This window comes from Pelosinus baikalensis (genome assembly GCF_020819555.1).
In the GTDB taxonomy this organism is placed as follows: Bacteria; Bacillota; Negativicutes; order DSM-13327; family DSM-13327; genus Pelosinus; species Pelosinus baikalensis.
This window is the reverse complement of record NZ_JAJHJB010000054.1, coordinates 1-22,716: the sequence shown is the minus strand read 5'-3', so window position 1 is coordinate 22,716 and position 22,716 is coordinate 1. Positions and strand designations below refer to the sequence as shown.

The following is a 22,716-nucleotide window of genomic DNA, read 5'->3' as shown; positions in this document are numbered from 1 at the left end:
ACTCTATTTTATCACTTCTCCTTTCTTGAAACAACATCCCTGTCCCTATGTTTTTCCTTAAAAGGGAATATTTTTTGACGTGTGGGCTTGACTTTAGTTAGCTGGTCTTATGTTTTTTGTACATTTTTTATTTTTCACCTATCTAAAATTGCTACTAAGGGTACGGATAAAGAATGAGGGGCGAAAAAGTATGTAGTTGAAAGCTGATATGCAGGTACATACAAAACTTCAGACAAGCCCCTTGGTTATATTGGTTTTGCCAAAAGGATAAAACCAATTGTGAGGTGATTGTATATGGTTACTTAAATCAATGATTAGCATCTTTATATGTAAGAAACCACTGGTAAAACTTTTTATATTAAAATTTAGGAGTTGACTGTAATGAATTTAACTGATACAAAAGTTCCAACGACTAATGCCTATTCTGAATTATACAGGCCTCAGTTTCACTACACACCTGAACACGGCTGGATGAATGATCCAAATGGTATGTTTTACTTGGATGGGGAGTATCATTTGTTCTACCAACATTATCCATACGATATAGTGTGGGGGCCAATGCATTGGGGGCATGCAGTAAGTAAAGACATGCTTCATTGGACCCAATATCCTATTGCACTATATCCAGATGACACAGGTATGATTTTTTCAGGTAGTGCCGTAGTGGACACACATAACACTAGCGGCTTCGGCATAGATGGAAAAGCACCTATCGTTGCAATCTATACTCGTAATGGAACTACGGTTCAGGATCAAAGTATTGCATATAGTAATGATAAGGGGACAACTTGGAAAAAATACGAGGGCAATCCCGTAATACCAAATCCAGGAGCCACCGACTTTCGTGATCCCAAGATGTTCTGGCATGAGGCATCAAAGCAGTGGATTACGGTACTTGTACAGCATGACCGAGTAAAGTTCTATACTTCGCCTAACCTTAAAACGTGGACATATGCTAGTGAATTTGGCACTAATGATGGTTCGCATGGCGGTGTATGGGAATGCCCAGATGTATTCCCGCTTAAAGTGGATGGAGGGGCTACAACCAAATGGGTACTTTTTGTAAGCACTAACCCTGGTTCTCAAGCAGGTGGATCGGGTACACAATATTTTATCGGAGATTTTGACGGAAAAACTTTTACTAATAGTAATCCACCAGCTGCTATTAACTGGGTTGACCACGGTTCAGATAATTATGCAGGCGTTACTTGGTCCAATATACCTTCTTCTGATGGCAGAAGACTCTTCATCGGGTGGATGAGTTGTTGGAATTATGCTTGTAATACTCCAACAGATCCAGCAAAAACTTGGAGAAGCGCGATGACCGTACCGCGTGAGCTGGAACTTAAGACAATCAATGGAGAAATAAAATTAGTGGCCAATCCGATTACTGAACTAAACAAATTAAGAAGAACTCCACTAAAGTGGACAAATGAAACCATAACTCCTGACGACAACAACTTCTTTGACTCAATACAAGGTAAACAATATGAACTTGATGCCGAATTTAAAACCGATAACACCAATGTAACGGAATTTGGTTTCAAAGTACGTACAGGAGATTCGCAATATACTAAGATCTTCTATGATAAAGTTAACTCTCAGTTAAAAATTGATAGGACAGAGTCAGGTGCATTACCTAACAATGCAAATAATGGATTTGCAGCAGTTCACGCGGCAGCCCTTTTACCGAACGATCATATTATAAAAATGCGAATACTGGTTGATGCGAATTCGGTTGAAGTATTTGCAAATGATGGACAATTATGTATGACTGACTCCATTTTCCCCGATGATACAAGTAATGGACTAGAACTATATACAATTGGTGATGATGTGACATTAAAATCACTGAGTTACTGCTTGTTAAATTCAGCTACTTCTAGACAAGCATCTGCTGAAGAGTTAAAAATGCTTCCTGAGGGTATTTCTAACCACGATTTTGAAACCGGTGATCTCACAGGCTGGGAAATAGTGAGTGGCGACGCATTCAAATCCAGCAACGTTGTACTCGATACCGATTGGTGGGGCGGAAAATATGGACAGTATAACACCTATTTCTTGAGCAGTTGTAAGGAAGATGGGGACACACCTACAGGAGAATTAAGATCTGAAAAATTCGTACTTGCTGGCAATGGAAAGATTGATCTTCAGGTAGGCGGTGGAAATGATATCAATAATGAATATGTAACACTTTGCAGAGCCTCCGATGGCAAAGAACTATTCAAAGCAACGGGCTCCAATAGTGAAACCTTGCAAAGAGTATACTGGGATGCGACAGAATATCTTGGTACTACATGTTACATAAAAATTGTCGATAATTCTACTGGCGGGTGGGGCCACATCAATGTAGATGATATTAATGTTGGCAGATTTGATAGTAATCTAACAGGTGATTGGGTTGGAATCGAAGGCAATTGGGAAAATGCTACGGGTGGTAAAATGTCAACAAATACCGAAGGAAATTCAATCTGCTTAAGCACGCAGACTGGTTCGAATTTTGTAATGGAAGGCGATATCAAGCCTGTAGGTGGAGCTGCTGGTGGATTCATATTCCGATCAAATTCAAATGCCTCACAGTTCTATTGTACGATGGTAGATACTAGTGGTGTTGTTAGATTATGCAAATCAGATAAAACAGTGCTAGGAACTTATGACACAAGTATCAGTTCTGATACGACATATAAGCTGAAGATTGTAGCTAACGAGATGAATATCAAGGTATACTTTAATAATAGTACCGATCCAATAATCAATGTTAATGACACCTCTTCTAGAAGTGGGCAGTTTGGATTAAGTGCCTTGGATGGTCCATTCATATTCCAGAGTATAAAGGTAAGTACTTTCAATACAAACTTAAAGGGATTGTACAGCCCATCTGGTGTTTGGTTTGATACAGCAAGTGGTAAGCAGGGCGTCAGTACAAATAATAGTTTCTTGATGTCCACAACAACCGGAGATGATTTTTCCTACGAGGGAGACTTTGTAGTGACTTCAGCAATTGGAGCAACAGGGCTTGTTTTTAGATCAGATGAAAGTGCGACAAAGTTCTATTGTGTAAATATCGATTTAAGTGGCGTAGTAAAACTATGGGGGCCTGGTTTATCAGATACAACAGCAATTGTGACAGTCAAACCTAATACCGTATATCATTTAAAAGTTGTAACATCCAATAAGAATATACAAGTATATTTCGACGGTGGAAAAGAGCCAATATTAAACGTCAATGATTCAACATACAAAACTGGTAGATTTGGTATAAATGTATGGAACGGTACTGCAATAGCTCAGAATATTATTAAACATTAGTTGATTTTGATAGGAGTCAATCGGAAGTTTTGCACATCAAGAGGCTCAACAAGCAGAGAAATACTGCATGTTGAGCCTCTAAATTTCTTTTAGCTATTACAAATGATACGGTTCTCCCCGGTTAATCTTAAACACCCGATACACCTGCTCTACGAGCAATAATCGTATCATTTGATGAGTAAATGTCATCTTAGAGAAAGATAAGCGTTCACTTGCGCTTTTCAACAGTTCTGGAGATAGACCGAAGGCACCTCCAATGGTGAAGGTGACGTCGCTTTTTCCGCGAAGACCAAGACTATGAATTTTTTCAGCAAGTTGTTCTGATGAAGCTTGTGTACCGACAACATCAAGGACAATAAGGTGAGTGCCTTGCTTCATCATACGTTCCCCTCTTTGGTTAACAACGGTCTTTATGCTATAAGAAAAACAAAGGGACAGGGACTCTGTTTCAGGCCTTCCAAAAACAAAGGGACAGGGACTCTGTTTCAGGCCTTCCAGATCCTTGTGGACGATAACCCCGTTATGCGTGCTATCTGGCGTATATTCGTGCCGACAACTTCTTTCATTTCTTTCAATATAGCGTCTTGTTTTTCTCTCGTTTCATTGCAAATTTTTACTGCGTCAATTCCAAATTCCTGTCGGATCATTTGTCGAAGGTCATCATCACTTACATTAACCTTGATCCCCGGAATTTCAAGACAAATATCTTCATTCGCTTCTAGCTAAGTTCAGCGGATTTGAGTGCTTACGCACTCATCCGTTTTCGTGGCGCACCCCTGTCCCCTGTTTTATGTAAAAGAAGACGTGATTTCTTATACAATAATCTGATTGAGTTAGGATATTCCTACGTAAAACCCCAGGGAGCATTTTATCTTTTTCCCCAATCTCTTATTCCCGACGACATCGAATTTGCAAAACGCGCACTGAAATACAATCTCCTCATTGTACCTGGCAGCGGATTTGGTTGCCCTGGATACTTTAGATTGGCTTATTGCGTTGATTTCAATAGTATTAAAAATTCTATTCCTGCTTTTAAAGCACTGGCAGAAGAATTTAAAGGGCAGAAATAACAATGTCAAAAAGAAACAGTCATTTCATGATGATACCGATAAGTCGGCAAGCATCATGAAATGACTGTTTTTTGGTCCTTAAAACAAAAGGACAGGGAGCTGTAATTGAATCAACTGCGCCGCTAATTCTTCTTTACACACATTTTCCGCTCCTTCCAAACAAGGATATTGCTCTAATTAAACTTATACATCCCCTTGTCCCAATGGATCATAGGTTCTGAAATAATCATATGGATAACCTTCATACAAATCTACATGTTTTAATTGGCGTTTATCTTTATTAAGGATTTCCAGATAATTTATCTGTTTTATTGTCGGCGTAAATGTAGGTGTGATGGTGACCTCTTTTTCAATAGCATCTTTGTTACGTAAAGTAAACACAACTGGATTTCCAGCATACTCTGTTTCCATCAAGGTTTGATAAAAATACATCGCATCAGTTGCTTTCCCATTTATTGCAATAAGCTGATCGCCTGCAGATATATCACGCAATTCTTTAAAATCATCCCCATCAACAGATGTAATAAAGTAAGGAGTTGTACTCCAATTATCCCGTCTTTCTTGCTCCGTTGAATTTTTTTTAGGAATCATATCCCATTTTAATCCGTAAGAATACGTTCCATATAAATCGGTATATATATTTCTTAAATAATACGCCCACATATTTAGTTCATATTGACCCTGACTATGTAATTTATCCGAAGGTTTCATCAATTCATAATTAATAGAACTGAGTCTTGTGAAACTTACACCAGTAAACTTATCCGTTACTTTACTATAATGGTATATCTTTTTAAACAAATTCAAACTTACACGCGTACCATCTTTTTCTTCTTTTAATTCAGACCATATATACGGAAACATATAGGTCTCATAGATATAATCTGTATCTTCAAACGATCCCGTTGTCCAATCATTTGAAAACTTTGCTTGATAATAATCGCTATTGTTGAATTTTCCTAAAGGGTAATAATTTGCTTGATAAATTAAAGCTGGTGCAATATCTGCCGGCTTTTTATTCGGTATAAAAATTCTAAATTCTGTCGCTTTATCGATACTTTTTACATATGCCTTGGCATCATCTATTGTATGTACAGAAGCAATAAATTTTAATGACTGTAATGCAGTACGTTTAATATCTTTGTTATCGCTTTTTCCATTGCTCAAATGTATACGAACAGATATAGTTTGCACCTTTTGCAACTGTTCTTCCAATTCGTTTGACACCTTGTACCATTTTTGCTGCAACTTCGGAGGTAATGGATCTTTTCTCGCATCCTCTATGATTGATAATGGATAACTGATTCCATCCAAAATTAAATCTACATTCATATTTTCACTATTTGCTCGGCTGGTAGCTATGCGCAGAGCATTATATTGCTCCCCATCTGCTTTAAAAATCCGATTGAATTCAACTGCAGGATCTTCGCTAACTCTCCCCGCATAAAGAATAACAGTCCCATCATTTTGCATATACTCAAAGACCTCAGGTAAATATTCCTTGGCAAACCCAATTTGTAAAATTGAGCATAAAGTTAAACATAAGACCAAACGCACACATTTTTTTAGCATAACACACCCCTTTCCATATTTTATTATATTTCTCTATAAAAAATAAAAAACCTACCATATAAATACATTTTTTGCTAAGTTTTGATGAAAAAGGCATAACTAGCAGATACACAATATTAGTTATGCTTCTTCTAGCATATTGAAGATCGAGTAGAGAACAAAGGGACAGGGACTCTGTTTCAGGCCTTCCAAATCTTTGTGGATGATAATCCCGTTATGCGTGCTATCTGGCGTATATTCGTGCCGACAACTTCTTTCATTTCTTTCAATATAGCGTCTTGTTTTTCTCTCGGTTCATTGCAAATTTTTACTGCGTCAATTCCAAATTCCTGTCGGACCATTTGTCGAAGGTCATCATCACTTACATTAACCTTGATCCCCGGAATTTCAAGACAAAATTGGACTTTCACCAACAAGTAAGCGCCCATGCTGGGCGCACATCAAAAAGGTACTTTACGCCAAGCATAAAGTACCTTTTTGTCTACGGTTTGTTGTAACGTAATGACTTTACATATATTTGCTATGTATCATTTTTATCAGTCCACGCTTAATGCCTTACGGATAACCCCATGGGCTTTTTCCAACCGCATCTTAGCTTCTTCCATCGTACATGCTTGTTTACTCATAACAATTGCCAGCTTAGGGTTATAGTTAGCCTGTTCCAGAAATTCCTTTGCCTGCTCTATGGAAAGTCCGGTAGCCTGGGCAACAATTCTTTTGGCCCGTTCCAAAAGTTTCACATTGCTTGTCTTCACGTCCACCATCAAATTTCCATACACTTTTCCAATCTGGATCATTGCAGCCGTCGTAATCATATTCAGTACCAGCTTTTGGGCCGTACCGGCTTTCAGGCGGGTAGAACCGGCTATAGCCTCTGGACCGACCACCAGCGTGATGGCAATCTTGGCTATATCGCCGATCACCGAATTCGGTGAACAACTAATCGCCATGGTAGTCGCACCAAGTTCGTTTGCATACTTAAGTCCGCCCACAACATAAGGAGTACGTCCACTGGCGGCAATACCGATCAATACATCGGACACTGACAAACCGATGTTTCGCAATTGTCTAACCGCTTCTTCCTCGTCATCCTCAGCGCCTTCGATCGCATTGCGCAAAGCATGGTCGCCGCCGGCAATCAGACCGACAACCATACTGTCATCAACCCCAAAGGTTGGCGGACATTCAGAAGCATCCAGAACTCCCAGCCGACCGCTTGTCCCTGCACCTATGTACACCAGCCGGCCGCCCCGCGGCAGTGCTTCAACTACTTTGTCGACAGCCTGAGCAATATTGGGGATCTCCTTTTCCACAGCATATGCCACTATTTTGTCCTCATCGTTAATCAATTTTAGCATCTCCGCTGTACTTAATTGGTCGATGTTTTCTGTTTTAGGATTTCTTTGTTCTGTCATTAAACTCTCTATATCTACTGTCAAACTATCCACCTCACTAATATTTAGTATCCCTTACCACCTCACGGTTTTTTTCCAAATATCCGATTACCTGATTATATCGTTTGCGAGCTACGCCTACAAACAACGCATCAATAACAGACAGTTGGGCAATACGTGACGCCATTGCACCGCTGCGCAAAAGAGTACATTTAATACACGTCAAACCTTTCCAAATTTATTCAACGCTTGCAATGCCAGTATTACCGCGCCCGATACAGGTTCAGCCTCAGAACATCTGATATCCGCTTTGTCTTGCAACTTAGCAATAACCCGCTCTCGTACCTGTGGAATCTTTTGCAGAATACTGCCGAATAATACAACTTTTATCTCCGGAGCAGTAGCAAATCCTCTAGTAATAATAGCCTCGATCAAAGCTATTATTTGGTCCGCTGTATCCTTTAAAATAGCAATAGCTACCACATCACCATTCGCTGCAGCACTAACCACGACTTCGGTGAGTACAGCTACTTGATTTTTGGTTGTCTGCGGATGATATATGAAAGTAATTAAATCATCAAAGGATGCGATCTGCAAGAAAGTGAGAATGTCAGCTAACAACATGGTAGGTTGCTCCATACCTTCTGCCGCTTTAATACTTCGCACCAGGGCTTGCCGGGCAATATAGTAACCACTTCCTTCATCACTGACTACATGTCCCCAGCCACCAGCCCGAAAGCATTCGCCTTGTGCATTCACCCCATAGGCAATAGAACCTGTACCAGAAATAGCCACAATACCTTCCAACTTGCCAATTCCAGCAACCAAAGCAATCTCCGAATCATTGCAGAGGCTATAATGCCCTTTTAATCCCAAATCATCCAGGGACATGCCAATACTCACCTTATCCTGCTGTCGGTCGACACCTGCCAGCCCTAAAGAAATGAACCGTAAATCACTACGTTCCAGACCAGTGGCCGCAAATTTATCCAACATGTCGCTGATAAGTTGACGAAATTTAACTATGCCAATAACATGATGATTCGAGGCTCCTCTTTCTACTTTCGCTAGGATTATACCATTCCGGTCCGCAGCCCAACCTCTAGTCTTGCTGCCGCCTCCATCAATCCCTAATACCCATTCCATTGTTAATAAAATCACTCCTATCATGTTGCTGCTCATTTCTCCTTGAAGCAAAATGAGCGGCCGGGCTGAATGTACTCCAACAGAAACAATTCCTCCTTGATTACTTGAGCCACTACATTCGTTCTCGCATCAATTGGCAATTCGCGGCATACTACTTGTAATTCACCCATATAACGGAGATACTCCACATTATCAATAGTGACCGCACCACAGGGACGGGTTAAAGCTGACCGTTTCAGAATGGTATCACGGCACGAATTTCGAGCCTCCTGAGAACGGATAACATGTTCACCTGGATCATTACGATTGGTATGTCTGCCTAAAAGTATAGCTCTTTCCATATCGCTGATGCCAGGTTTGGTATCAACCGCAAGTTCAATATAGCGTTCATCCAAGGCAGCCACTCCGGCCAACTCTTCGGTGGCTGCAAATGGGTCACCGAAAATTACTGCATCAACCAGTTTGCTGGCAAAAAAATGTTTGGCAGCAGTGACCGGATTCATATATCGGTGTTGCTCTAAGGACGGCACCCCCTCATATATCGGTCCCCGGGGGTTATTATGTGAAGCAATAAAAGCCACTACCGGTATACCATAACTGCGGAAAAGCTGGGACCTTTCGGCAAAAAGACCGTATGATAATCCAGTTTCCGGACGGGGATAATAGTTATGACAAGCTCGCAAACGAGCGGGGTCAATTCCCTCACCCAAAATAGTATTAAGTATTTTCTGATCAATTGTGCTGGCGTTCAGTTCAATGTCGAATTGGCTTTTTTTAGCCAATTCGGCAGTTTCTTGAAGGTTAAACCCAAAATCCAGACGCAACGTATCAATACCGAGTTTGCATAAATCATCGATATTCCCCCGCGTTATTCTTAGTAATTCAAATGAAGCTGGAGAAATGTCGGCAGTTATGCAAAATCCTAACTGCTTTGCATATTTGACCATATTAGTGAATTCATTCAAAATCTTTTGACTATCAGCCTCGGGAATGTGTAAGGAGGTAAATATCCGAGAATAGCCATATTGGTGTGCAGAAAACATGTATTCTCGAATAGCCTCTTCCTTGTGGCCCATGCCGACATAGACCGATATACCTTTTTCTATTGCCATCAATTAATACCTCCTATTTATTATTCTTCATTCTTAGGATCATCAAAACCCACAAACCAAGTAATCAAAAAACCCGCGACATAAGCAATGAGAATACCAATGAGATAATACATAACGCCGCCGGGCTTAATTAAAAATGCTAATGACAGCCCGGAGACACCTAATGCGATAGACTTAACATGCATTAACGCCTGAAACGCACCGCCAAATCCGGCGCCTATACAGGCTGTTATGAAAGGGCGTCCCAGCGGCAAAGTTACACCAAAAATGAGCGGTTCCCCTATACCTAGAAAGCCTACCGGCAGTGCTCCTTTTACTACTTCCTTAATTTTTTTATTTTTGGTTTTAAAATAAACAGCAACAGTGGCTCCTACTTGACCGCCACCTGCCATGGCCAATATAGGTAAAAGCGGATTTTCCTTCAATGTATTTAGTAATTCCATGTGGACAGGCGTTAATCCTTGATGCAGACCAGTCATAACTACAGGCAAGAAGGTACCGGCTAAAATAAAACCAGCGATAGGGCCACCCGAACTTATCATAAATTTTAAAAAACCTATAATGCCATCCGATAGATATCCGCCTAGCGGTTGCAGGATATAGTATGTAGCAAATCCTGTAACGAGTAAAGTTAAGGTCGGAGTTACGATGATGTCAATCGCAGTCGGAACAAATTTACGTAGTCGTTTTTCCAGAACGCTCATAAACCAAGCCACCAACAGTACGCCAATTAGACCGCCACGTCCTGGAACCAACGCCATTCCACTAATTTTTATGGAAGCAATGGCCGGATTGATAATCAAAACACCAGCTAATCCACCCATAGCAGGCGACCCGCCAAATTCCTTAGCGGTATTTATACCGACAAAAACGCCTAGATAGGAAAAAATGCCCCAACCGATTACATTTAGTATGGCGATCAATGCGCCCTGAGGATCAGCGCCGCAGCGAATTGCCACATTAGTTATGCCGGCGACCATACCGGAACCAACAATAGCTGGCATCAGCGGTACAAAAATACTAGATAATTTCTGTAAAAACAATTTGAAAGGAGTTCGGTTTTTATCCTTATATGCTGCTTTAAGATCAGTGACTTCTCCCATCGCTAGATTAGTCAAATCACTAAACTCTGCAGCTACCTTATTTACTACACCTGGTCCGAGAATAATTTGAAGTTGCCCTGCTTGTTCGAAAGTGCCCAAAACTCCAGAGATTTGCTTGAGCTTAGTAATATCAACCTTTTCCAAAGAACTGATTGTAAGCCTTAGTCTGGTCATGCAGTGCGTTGCACTGGCAATATTCTCTTTTCCTCCAACGGTACTAATTATTTGTTGAGCCAAATCTCGTTCCTTTGCCATTATTCCACCCCCATAAAATTCTAATTAAGATCATACATTTACTAATTTTTTAGACTGGGTGAGTTTTTGCAACAGACTCCTAGAAGGAAATAGTTACATCCCATCCATATTTTTTAGCTCTTTCATTAGTAACTAGATTTTTGTAATCACCATACCAAGTTTCTGTATAAAGCTGAGGATTAATATGATGAACAACGATAGCACGATACCCTTTAAAGCCTTGGTTACCACCAAGTACACCATATTCATTACCCCACCAAGTCAAATGGTCACCATTTTCCGCTGGAAGATTTAGATTCCCTTCTTGTTTCCAATACTGGAGAATCAGCTCATCTTTATTAATCGTTTTCCATAGTTGAAGTTTGTACATTTTATTATTATCATCAGCTTTAGTATTTTCAGCATAACCACCTGAAATATTCAAACCGCTAGGGAGCGTATAGCCAGCAGTTACCGCAGGAATGCTAGTGCCTATAGATTTATTTATAATAGTCTTGCTACCCGTCATATAATGAACGCCCAAATCAAAATTACCAAATTTACCACCAATCGTACCATACGCAATCGTACTATCAATATTACCTTCGTAACGACCAAGCAAGCCAAAGAAAGTAAGTTTGTCGGACAACTTCGTTGTAATATCGACACCTCTTACAGTATCATCCATGAATAAACCATTCGCTAACCAATACACTTTTTTACCAATATTAATCGTAGTATCTGGTGAGGCTTTGTAGGTAAAGAAATTTTGCCGGGTCCTCCAAGAAGTATCTTTGGTACCACTAGCATTGTCTAAATAGTCTTTATTTTTTAATTCGTAAAGAACATTCAGCTTATCATTGATTGGTTTTTGTACACGTATACGAACTTGCATATTATATTCATGCAGGTTCTTATTTCCATAAGTATGACCATACGTATTTTCGGTTTGAGCCCACCCATTTATTTTCCAGTCATTAACGCCAGCCGTTTTCTTTTCCAGATTATCCATGCGAACACCAAGATTTTGCAGTTCATCTTTGTATTCAGTTGCTAACTTTTCAATAGCAGCTTTTTGCTCCGCATTTGCTTTATCCGATCTATAGATCGCTTTCCCTACTAGTTGGGCCATTTCATAACGAGTAATGCTCTTATCACCTTTAAAAGTACCATCACTATAACCGTCAATGAGACCTGCTTGCGCTAAATTTTTCACTGCACCATATGACCAATCATTTGGAGAAACATCCGCAAAGGGATTCGTCGATGCAAATGCAGTCCCTACACTCAATACACAAGCTGCTACCACGCTGGCAATCATTTTTTTATTCATTCTCTTACTCTCCTCATTTATTGACTCAATGAATCCTTTTCATGATTTCGTCAATGTCTTCGGCTTTTTCAATACCACGGAGGCTACCGTCATGAATCATTTTTAAGACTAGCTCTAAGGCTTTGAAATGAGACGTAGTATCTATGGGTGCAAGGCATATGATCGTTTTCACTGGATCATTGTATTGGCTCCCAAAGTTAACAGGTTCATCCAGGGTTATCAAACTCATTCCCAATTTCTTTACCCCATATTCTGGTCTTGCATGGGGAACGGCTAAACCTGGATAGATGACCATATAGGGCCCTATTGTCTTTATCGTCTGAACAACAGCCTCCACAAATCTTTCTTCCACATAACCATTCTGTACTAAAATCTCCCCACCAATCCGAACAGCACCCTCCCAATTGTCAGCTTTCATATGAATTTTAATATTTTCTTTTTTTAACAGGTCTTTTAGCTTAACCTCACTCATACTCTCACCACCTTTTTTGTCGGAATAAAGAGGCAGAATTTTACGAAAACTATTGGTATAATCTAGTAAAAGGATATGGCTTATTGTGATTGCCTCCAATCTATTAAAGTCGTTAATCACCTCCTTTCATTATTTAGGTTGCTGGGTTTGGGATGACTTTGTGCATTTTATACACATTATTAGGCAAAAAACTTCCATAAGTGCATTCACAAGCTTCAACGGCTATTTTAACAGCTAGTTTTGTACATTTCAAAATACTTACCTCAGCCTCCCAAATTGTGCATATACTACACATAGTATAATGTGCACTTTATGCACAGTCAAGTATTTTTGTGATACTTTTGCACTTTTGTTGTTGAAAAACACATAATAACTTATTATGACTATAGAGGTGTGATGAATGAGCACATTAGGACAAAAAATAAAACAATTAAGAAACTCCAAAGGGCTAACACAAAAAGAATTGGCTCCACTTATTAATACTACGCGAGAAACTTTGGCAAACTGGGAAGTTAATAGAGCAACACCTGATATTGAAACTATTAAATCTATTGCTGACTTCTTTTGTGTATCAGTAGATTACCTTCTTGACCGTGCTACCCTCACTCCGCAAACAACTGAATTATCACAAGAAGACCTTGCTCTACTTGAAGTAGCCCGCCAATTAAAAAACCTCCCGGACACTGACCGGAAGGAAATCGAATCGTATATTCAATATAAAGAACACAGCAAGAAAAATAACGCTCAAGCCGATGCAACAAAAAAATAAGAAATCTACCGTGTAATGTCTTCATGAAAAATGATTTAATAACGAATACATACTTTCCAAAATTAATAGCAGAAAAGCCAATTCCCATCAAGCAAAGGGAATTGGCTTTTCGCTATTAGAAAAACAAAGGGACAGGGACTCTGTTTCAGGCCTTCCAGATCCTTGTGGACGATAACCCTGTTATGCGTGCTATCTGGCGTATATTCGTGCCGACAACTTCTTTCATTTCTTTCAATATCGCGTCTTGTTTTTCTGTCGGTTCATTGCAAATTTTTACTGCGTCAATTCCAAATTCCTGTCGCACCATTTGTCGAAGGTCATCATCACTTACATTAACCTTGATCCTCGGAACTCAATGGAACCGTCCCTTTGAGTTTTTCAAGCTATTCCGCCCCTATACCCTGCATTCGTACTTTCGTCCTTGCGGGTTCTCCGCTTGTGACTTTTCCGTTATCATCAGAGTCGTAGGTTCCCACGTTCCTAGTTAGAGCCTGTACCACGTTCACGCCGCCTTTATACCGGTCACCATCTGGTCAGTAAGCAGGTTTCTTCCAGATTTATCCCAAGCTAACAGGTACCTCCTGGTTTTGATGACATCTGCATGTTTCGATACTTCCTCAGCGGTTCAGTTTTATTCGTCTCCATTGGCACCTACCTGATGAAATCTTCGTTTCACCTTTTCCGTAACGCTCACTACCATAGCTTTTGCCTACAGCAGCTTACGGTGGTTTGAAGTCTCCACCTGCATGGCGACTTCGAAGGACCTTCCTCCATCTCTAGCTAAGTTCAGCGGATTTGAGCGCTTACGCACTCATCCGCTTTCGTGGCGCACCCCTGTCCCCATGTTTTTTTCCGTCTTCAAAAATGGTCTGCCGGTTTATTCCTCGCATAATTATATGATAAATTCCGCTTTTACTTTTCTTTCTTGCTGTTCTTGGCATTACTTCACCCCCAGCTTTATCTTATTGCGTAGTTCCAACGTTGTCAACAACCCCGTCCCCTTGACATTTTCCTGTTTTAACGTACTTGTTATTAGACAACTCAAAGATTCATCATCCGAAAATGTTTTTTTACTCATATCATTCACAACCTTTCATAATTTAATTGTACAAAAAAAAGACCCTATAGAATAGACTTTTTCAAATTGTCTATTCTATAGGGTCCATTTTATCCGTTGACCTCTCTTTTATTATGTAAGCTTTTATTCATTATTTCTTACATAGCAATATATTTAGCTTCCCACTCATCTTGCTTTTCTACTGAACTTTTTTGAGAAATATCATCGTAACCATATTCCAGTTTCATTTTGCCTGTACTATCCAAAATAAATGTAAGATTTGTCCATGGTTCCTGTCCCTGTGTCTTAAATTCTTTATATAATTCACCAAAACAATCATATAAATGATTTTCTCTCTCATCAAACTGCTTTTTATCAATGTTATATTTATCCGTAATATCAAGGCTATATATAGCAGAATTGCTCCCCTTTGGATAATAATAAAAGAATACTTTTTCATATCCATCTCTTATTTCTGCATACAAATAAATTTTCTCCCAATCTTCCGGAATAATATTTATTAACGCTTTAGCTATTTTTTCAAATAACTGTTCCATCCCATTAGTTTCCACTGGTCTTCCCCCTTTTTTTAATTTATAAGTCGTTCAGAGTATGCTTTACCATCAATAGTATAGTCTACTTTAAAATTAGAAGGTCTCATCGAATTTTCTTGATAAATCGGTTCAATCGTAACTTTAACTTCTTTTCCTTCCCCCAAAGCTTTTTTCCAAGTGTATTCTAACGATTTATACTCACTCCTATTTAAAGTGGAATTCATTGGTACTAAGTTATCCAGTTCTCCAGAACCTTTGAAAATACTTGCAATTAGATGACCACCATCATCATTAGATAATCTATCCTCACCACCAACAGTCCTCTGAGCATATGTATTTCGATCAGCCTTACCTAACTCCAAATTGGCTTCAGCAGATGAGATTCGTCCGTTACTATCCGTAGTAAATTTATACCCTTCTTCTGTTGAATACTCGATATTTGGTTTTAAAGCTTTCTTTCCGTCTACCTTGGTAAACTGTTCTCCATACTCGACCGTTTTAATAACTTCGTTTGGCTTCGTAGCAGTTACTATTACTTCAGGTAAACTTCCTATTTCCTTTTCTTCTTTTAATACAGTACTTGTCTTTTTGAGTATACTTATCTTTTCTAGCTTACTAATTATTCCAGGGTTAATAGCTAGTTTTTCAGGTGCTGGAACGTTGGTCGCAATGAGGTAAGTTAGTTCTCCTGCCAACTTACCTAAACGGTAATCACGTGTATCCGCGTCTATTTCGCCAGAAGCAAAAGCATTTTGTATCGCGTTATATTTATTTACACTATCACCACTTAAAGCAGTTCCTAGTTCAGCAAATACTGCTCCGAACCCTTGATCTTTCCCTAATTCATATATTGCTACAGCAGCATCTTTCATGGCACCTATAGCATCCAGGGGATTGCTGAAGGTCTCTGCCAACCCTTTAGCATCGGCACATATACCATCATATACGGCTTTACCTACTCCGGCAATACCATGAGCAAGATCATTATTAGCAGTTCCCGATACTGCAGTAGAAGCCCCTGTCTGTGCATTACCACCTACAGTTTCCGATGCCGCTGCACCGATTATTGCGCTACCCCATTGCTGTATATCAGGTTCTAAGTTTTTTAGTAAATTACGACTTGCTTCGGTAGCTCCTGCGCCAACAGCACCCGATGTAAAACTACCTCCACCCATTTCTGCCATTAACCCTCCAACCAAAGCATGAAGCGAAGTTATATTGGCTCCTCCCTCATTCCAAGAGGAAGATTTTTGACCAATTTCTTTGTATTGGGTCGCGAGTTTTTCACTTTCTGCAGCTTTTTCTAGTTCTCCAGCGTCTCGGTATTCTTGCGCCTGTTTCTCATAACTATCAGCTAACGAGTTTGCTATATAGGCTTTTTCTTGATGTTTTTGAGCAACGTCTCCGATTATTTTGTATGCTACTTCGCCAAAGACTTTCGCTAATTCCTGCTGTTCTGCCACTGTCTTCTTGTCAAAGATCTTGTCTAATGCATTTAATGCTTTATCAGTATCTCTGCTTAATCCACTTAAATCTTGATCTGGATTGCTACGAACTTCAATCGTACCTGGAGAAATGGCAGATTTCGTTGTACTGTCTGCATCACCTGACGCTGTTCCACCAATATTTGGTGTTAAGCCAGCGTCTTTTTTCTCAGCATCTTTACCTGTATTAAGATTGACTCCAATACTGCTTGCGCTATACTCCGCCTTATTTTGTATATCAGAGTACGTAAGAGTATCCGTAGAGAGTATATTTTTATCTGGAGTCGCGTCGCTGGCAATGACCGCACCTTTCAGGTCGGTGTTTTTACCAACGTGGATATCGAAACCGCCCTCACCGGCATAGATGCCTGCTTGTTCTGTAACACTGGCATAGGTGGAATCTGTTTTTCCCTTGCTTACAGAACCTGTTATACCACCTTTAGGTCCTGTGCTAATTCCAAATCCACTGCTTTGATTCTTCGAGGTATAGTCGTCTGTATCCTGCTTGCTGACGATGTTTAAATTTCCATCAACATTAGCGACTACTGTATCACCCTTTACTTGGGATCCAATGATATTCGTGTCTGCGCCTGATTTAATTTTTAAGGTATCATTGGCATCAATAACACTTCCCGTATTGGTGGTAGCATTTTCGTTTTCTTTGCCGCTCCCTTTACTTATATTGCCAAAGAAACCGCTGCCTATAGTTCCACCGAATGCCCAAGAAGAAGAGCTAGTATTCGTAGTTGTCTGCTGTTTATTTTCTGCTGCACCAATGTTAATATTTTTTGCAGCATCTAATGTGACATTCTCTGCATTGATATTTGTTCCCTTAAGGTTCACATCACCTTCTGTAGCTTTTATGGTGACATCTCCGCCAGCATTCATATTAGAAGTATTAACAGTTTCTGTATGCACTGTTTGCTCAGAAGTCATTTTAGTGCTGCCAATACTGATACTGACTGAAACATCTTTTTTCAGATTTTCTTTTGATACACCTTTACTAAGTTGATCATTAATTTTATCTAGATCCTTGATGGCTTTATAATCATAAAGGGCTTTCAGACGTTCATCTTCCACTTGTCCTGAACGCTCGATATTGTTATAAGCACTTGTAGCAGTATTAACAATGCCGCCGCCCAAAGACACACTAAGACCACTTTGTTTAAATTCATATTTGGTCTGACTATCATAGGTGTCTACAGTGTTATCAATGGTAACCTCTTTGCCAGTGATGCTTAAGTCATTACCGCTGACAAAGGTCGTACCTTCACTATCTACTTTCTTTCCCGCTGTAATGGAAACATTGCCATCAATGGATCCTATGGTACTGCCAACTTCACCAAGGGTTTTCTCCTTGGTTGTCGTTTTCGTACTTTGACTGCCAATGGTGAAGCCAAGGCCGCCACCACCGAGGAGGCCGGATTTCTTGGTATAGGAGTAGTGTTCATCTGCGCCAGTTTCTGCGGCACTTGTAATAGTAACATCATTTTGAGCAGTAAAGGTAACATCATTTGTACCGACTACATTACTGCCTTTTACGGTCAGGTCATTACCAGATATAACAGCTACTGTGTCGCCGGAGATGGTACTGCCTACGACTTCATTAATTAAGGCATGATTCATTGTATCAGTAGTTTTGCTAGATAAGAAACCACTCTTTTTGGTATGTTTTACAACAAGGGATTCATGCTTCTCGGTCACATCCTGAATGGTTATATCTTTATCAGCAGTAATTTCTACTTTGCCATTGTCACTGGCAATATGACTGCCTTCGATATTGATATTTCCTTCATTGGAATTAATTTCTGTACTGCCTGGAAGATGCCCTGCAGTAATCGTGACTTTATTATCACCTTGCAAAGTAGTACCAATAACCGTTTCATCATCTGTTTTAGTTTTTTTCCAGCCGTGCCTAATGTCTATGGTTTGGTCCGAAATAGTTTCGTCTTTAACTGCAGAAATATTGATATTCCCAACGGCAGCTATATCCAAGGCATTACCTGCAGCAACTTGTGCACCTTGCAGGGTTGTGTCTCCTGTAGATATGATGCTTACATTATTTCCTGCAGTAATGTTACTAGCAACGTTAGTAACATCACTAGTAGTACTTTTAAATTTAGTGCTACTTCCATATCCATGAAATCCATTACTCTTTACGGGCATTGCAGAAATATCCGTATTTGAGATTCCAATTGCTTCTAATGCCGATGTTCTATTTAGAATCGAAGAACCATGTACTTGAAGACTGGAAGTATCTTGCACAGAGGTCACCGTAAGATTTTGGTTTGCAGCGATATCAATATTTTGAACGGCATTTATTTGAGTGCCTCGCAAATTAATATCATTCGCTTTCAGAGTAATATCACTGCCAGACTCAATATTACTTGCGACGTTCGTTGTTTTATCATAGGAAATATTTGTATTATTGAAATTCCAAGGACTTGTCGTTGCAGCAGAGCCATTCTCCCGATTTTCTACACTCCTGATCTCTAGGGTATTCCCTGCCGATATTGCTACAGCCTGTCCTGCTTTAACTTGCGCCCCCTGCAATGTGATATCCTCTTGGGCAGTAATTGTAAGATTATCCCCAGCCTTTATACTACTGCTGATATTTGTTGTTGTTTCAGAAGAAACTTTCACATCACCTAAAACTGTTTTCAATTGCTGCTGATGCCCTACACTTGTTACTTCTATATTTCTTCCTGCATTCAAATCAATTTCTTTACCTGCCGACACTTGTGCTCCACTGACTAAAATATCCCTGCCAGCTTGCACTGTAAGACCATCTTTTGCTGCAATGGTTCCGATTTGGTTTACCAGAGTTGTTTGAATAGGTCCAACATTCACTGCAGAAACAAGAGTCTCATTTATAATGTCTCGCTTAGCGGAAAGATCTAATTGCCCACCGGTAATCATACCACTTTGATTTATAATATCTTCTGTGGCAGTCAGTTTAGTCATGCTGCCGCCATCAATGACGCCGCCACGGTTGATAATATTGGAGGCAGTGATAGCACTTTGCGTATCAGCATGAATGGTACCGCTGTTCGTAAGATTGCCTGTTGCTGTAATGTTAATTGTATCTCCCGTAATCAGTGCGCCTGTTGGTTTTAAATCACTATTGTGAACTTGAGAAAGATAGACAACTGGCACTAAAACTTTCTGGCCATCTACTTCCCGTTCTTCTAACCATATGATATCCGAGGTTAATTGCTTCATTTGTTCTGAAGTCAGAGCAACACCAACATGAAGATTAAATTCTTGTGCATAGGTAACGCCATTATTCATGAGCGTTTTAAACTCTTCTTCACTCGAAACTGATGAATCTAAGCTACTGCGGCCAGTAAGATTGGTGATTTGTTCACGAACTAATTTTTGCTCATAAAAACCATCTCCAAGGCGTTTTTGCGTTTTTTCCGGATCAGAAGTGATTTTTTGCAGCATATAGTCGCTAGAAGCGAAATTCTTATAACTCGTAAAATGAGTATTCGTCTCCACCAGGTATTTGTGTTCTGGCTCAGTGTGAATCGTAAATAGCCCACTCGTCGGCACGACAAATTCATTGCTACTAGGGCTGCCTTTGCTAATATTCATTATTTGGGGATCGGACGGCAAACTTTTTCCTGTGCCGTCAACGTTAAGACTGGAATTTTGTTCTTGTACTACTGTGCCCACGAGGATGTCATTGCTTCCTCCTGGCGTTACTGAGGGATTCTTGGTTTCCGTTGGAGCATCTATCTTTCCTCCCGATGAAATGGCACCAGCTGTACTACTTACGGGAATGTCTGAATTGTCTCCCGGCGTCACCGTGTTAGCATTGTTACTTACTGAAGTACCTATATTTTTCCCCTTGTCAATGACGCTAGTCGTACTACTTACCGAAGCCCCTGAATTACTTCCTGGAGTTACCGTGTTTGACTTGTTACTTACTGAATTGCCTATATTTCCTCCCACTGTAATGCCACTAGCCGTATTACCTACTGGGATCTCACTATTCCCTGTTGGTGTTACTGTCGTAGCCATATCTCCAACAGGAGCACCGCTAGGCTGGATAGTCTGATTTGTAATCGTTTGGGCTTGAATAGTTACTCCTTGGCCACCACCATATAAAGAAGTATAGCCTGGCAGTTGTTCAGTGGTTGTAGTATGCGTTGGGATTGTCTCATTGGTGTAGCGGTCTACCTCATAAATTTCTGTATCTCCGCCATTCTCCCCTCCCGGATGATAAGAATACTCCCTATAAAAATGCTTACGATATACTGTTTCACCATCATGGCTGGTTACTCGATTACTTCCTACCGCCATATTGTTCACAGAATCAGCCATCGTATTTAAGGTACCATTAGCTAATATCCAGCTAACTTCGTTATTTACGGTACCAGCCCCCAACGTCATATTGCCTCCAGATAGGATTTTAGCAACTGGAGAATCTTTAGTTACCAGAGTTTCCGTCACAGTTACCGTATCTGTTTGGTCTTTATTAACATATGTAACTCTTATAGCATAATAATCGCTATAATCATAATATACTGGAAGAAGGCTATCTTCATTATGGTAATGATCTTCGTCTATCTCATAATAACCACCAGAAATAACTTTTACCCCACGTGGGTTCGTTGGAATGGACGCTGTTTCATGAGTTGTGTTCGTTGAAACCACTGTCTGTTCTGTAACAAATTCTCTTTTCTTATTTGTTATCTCATCTGCATAGATACTAATATCCTTCTCCGCTTCAATATTGGCTGATTGGTTCAGTACATTACCAGTACGATTAATGTACTCCCCAATACTATTTTTGTCTTTACTGCCTGCTATTGCAATATCACCCATACTGTAAATACTGGCATCGTCCTTATTCTCAACTGCAGTACGAGCATAGAGGCTAGCATTTCCTGTAGTTGCAATTACAGCAGAAGAACCTTCATTGGTTATTTTATCTGCTGTGACGATTAGGTTATGACCGAATATTGCTCCTGTATTTTGTATGTTATCTCCAGAAATATTGACTGCATCACCTTCGATGGTGCCTTTATTTATGATGCTGCCTGTTGCATTGGCTGTAAGTGTATTGCCGCTGGTTAAGATACTTTCTGTATCATTTAGGATACTGCTGCCAGATACATTTACATTTTCCACTGCCCCAATTGTTCCCTGATTGGTAATCATACCAGTGGTAGTCATCCTCAGATTTCGATTCGCTTTAAGTTCATTGCCTTTCTCATTCGCATAATCACTGTTTAAGCTAATATTTAAATCCTGACCAGCAATAATTTGACCAATACCTTGTATACTTTGAGCCGTAATATTGCTGTCTTTATCTGCCCCAAGCTTACCGCCATTATTATTTACAGCTTTAGCCTGTAACACTAAGTCACTGCCTGCACCAATAGTACCACGGTTATTATTTAAATCGGCAGCACTTTGGCTAAGTTCAATATTTTTCTTGGCAATGATCTTACCATCTATATTATTAATCCCCTTTGCCACAGAGATAGCTAGATTACCTTCCGCCAACACTTGTCCTGTCTGATTATTAAAACTCTCTGCTTCTAACCTTACATTGCCATTACCACCCATAAGTCCGGATTGATTAACAATCCCCTCAGTAACAACAACTTTCATATCACTATTATCCACATTCACAATTCGCCCATTTGCATTATTTAATGACTGTGCTGTTAGATTTAATCCTTTATTCGCCTCAATGTTCCCTTCCTGGTTATTAACCAAACCTTGTGCAGTGATTTGAATTGTATCATCAATGCTAGAAATGAATCCTTTGCTATTATTAAATGTAGATGCAGATGTAATATCTAAGCGCTTTTGTGCTGCAATTATACCATTCTCATTATGAATACTCTTTGTTTTAAGATTTATTTTACTGTTACTTGCTACTTTACCATTATCATTTTTAAAATCATCTTCAGTGTGTATCCATAATGTCCCAGTGCCAGCATGTTCTAGTTTTCCCTGGCTATTAATCAGGGAATTGGCTTTGATTTGAATGGATTCCCCATTGGTGAATATTTCACCGCCAGTATTGTCTATGCTGTTGTTAGCCGTGAGATTCGTGGTCCCTAGCCCAATTTGCGTCAGGTTGCCAC

14 protein-coding genes and 2 pseudogenes are annotated in these 22,716 nt (G+C 39.9%); 3 read left to right on the top strand and 13 right to left on the bottom strand.

The annotated features are described in order from the left end of the window. The first annotated feature begins 381 nt into the window (after positions 1-381). Positions 382-3,309 (top strand): glycoside hydrolase family 32 protein, encoded by a 2,928-nt coding sequence (locus LMF89_RS22915; RefSeq protein ID WP_229537114.1) that lies wholly within the window; start codon positions 382-384, stop codon positions 3,307-3,309. Positions 3,310-3,405: 96 nt separating this feature from the next. Here the strand turns inward: LMF89_RS22915 and LMF89_RS22910 are convergent. Then, positions 3,406-3,714 (bottom strand): annotated as a pseudogene (locus LMF89_RS22910) (23S rRNA (pseudouridine(1915)-N(3))-methyltransferase RlmH); the annotation flags it as partial. A gap of 332 nt (positions 3,715-4,046) precedes the next feature. Between LMF89_RS22910 and LMF89_RS22905 the strand changes: the two are divergent. After that, positions 4,047-4,379 (top strand): aminotransferase class I/II-fold pyridoxal phosphate-dependent enzyme, encoded by a 333-nt coding sequence (locus LMF89_RS22905; protein ID WP_229537113.1) that lies wholly within the window; start codon positions 4,047-4,049, stop codon positions 4,377-4,379. 183 nt (positions 4,380-4,562) lie between these two features. Here LMF89_RS22905 and LMF89_RS22900 read toward each other — a convergent pair whose 3' ends face one another. From LMF89_RS22900 to LMF89_RS22865, 9 genes are all read right to left on the bottom strand, one after another. Then, entirely contained in the window at positions 4,563-5,951 is a 1,389-nt protein-coding gene (locus LMF89_RS22900; protein ID WP_229537112.1) for a hypothetical protein, read from the bottom strand. A 179-nt stretch (positions 5,952-6,130) separates the two neighbouring features. Continuing rightward, positions 6,131-6,361 (bottom strand): hypothetical protein, encoded by a 231-nt coding sequence (locus LMF89_RS22895; RefSeq protein WP_229537111.1) that lies wholly within the window; start codon positions 6,359-6,361, stop codon positions 6,131-6,133. Positions 6,362-6,487: 126 nt separating this feature from the next. Beyond that, positions 6,488-7,390, bottom strand: coding sequence for an N-acetylmuramic acid 6-phosphate etherase (gene murQ / locus LMF89_RS22890; RefSeq protein WP_255711597.1), 903 nt, complete (start codon positions 7,388-7,390; stop codon positions 6,488-6,490). A gap of 13 nt (positions 7,391-7,403) precedes the next feature. Continuing rightward, complete coding sequence (locus tag LMF89_RS25970) at positions 7,404-7,532, bottom strand: hypothetical protein (protein WP_255711596.1); 129 nt, start codon at positions 7,530-7,532, stop codon at positions 7,404-7,406. Positions 7,533-7,567: 35 nt separating this feature from the next. Further along, on the bottom strand, positions 7,568-8,515 hold the full coding sequence (locus LMF89_RS22885) for an N-acetylglucosamine kinase (protein ID WP_229537110.1): 948 nt from the start codon (positions 8,513-8,515) through the stop codon (positions 7,568-7,570). A gap of 8 nt (positions 8,516-8,523) precedes the next feature. Further along, the gene (locus LMF89_RS22880) at positions 8,524-9,603 is read right to left on the bottom strand and encodes a DUF871 domain-containing protein (protein WP_255711595.1); all 1,080 of its coding nucleotides are present in this window, start codon (positions 9,601-9,603) and stop codon (positions 8,524-8,526) included. 20 nt (positions 9,604-9,623) lie between these two features. Further along, positions 9,624-10,961, bottom strand: coding sequence for a PTS transporter subunit EIIC (locus LMF89_RS22875; RefSeq protein ID WP_229537108.1), 1,338 nt, complete (start codon positions 10,959-10,961; stop codon positions 9,624-9,626). A 79-nt stretch (positions 10,962-11,040) separates the two neighbouring features. After that, positions 11,041-12,273: an S-layer homology domain-containing protein gene (locus LMF89_RS22870; RefSeq protein ID WP_229537107.1), complete on the bottom strand. Its 1,233-nt coding sequence runs from the start codon at positions 12,271-12,273 to the stop codon at positions 11,041-11,043. Positions 12,274-12,298: 25 nt separating this feature from the next. Further along, the gene (locus LMF89_RS22865; protein ID WP_036681789.1) at positions 12,299-12,745 is read right to left on the bottom strand and encodes a PTS sugar transporter subunit IIA; all 447 of its coding nucleotides are present in this window, start codon (positions 12,743-12,745) and stop codon (positions 12,299-12,301) included. Positions 12,746-13,145: 400 nt separating this feature from the next. On the opposite strand from LMF89_RS22865, the gene LMF89_RS22860 reads away from it, so the two are divergent. Next, complete coding sequence (locus LMF89_RS22860) at positions 13,146-13,514, top strand: helix-turn-helix domain-containing protein (RefSeq protein ID WP_229537106.1); 369 nt, start codon at positions 13,146-13,148, stop codon at positions 13,512-13,514. 854 nt (positions 13,515-14,368) lie between these two features. Here LMF89_RS22860 and LMF89_RS22855 read toward each other — a convergent pair. From LMF89_RS22855 to LMF89_RS22845, 3 genes and pseudogenes are all read right to left on the bottom strand, one after another. Beyond that, positions 14,369-14,455, bottom strand: a pseudogene (locus LMF89_RS22855) (transposase); the annotation flags it as partial. Positions 14,456-14,729: 274 nt separating this feature from the next. Beyond that, positions 14,730-15,143: an immunity protein YezG family protein gene (locus tag LMF89_RS22850; protein ID WP_229537105.1), complete on the bottom strand. Its 414-nt coding sequence runs from the start codon at positions 15,141-15,143 to the stop codon at positions 14,730-14,732. A 17-nt stretch (positions 15,144-15,160) separates the two neighbouring features. Next, positions 15,161-22,716: hemagglutinin repeat-containing protein (locus tag LMF89_RS22845; RefSeq protein ID WP_229537104.1), on the bottom strand; the 7,556-nt coding region annotated here is incomplete at its 5' end.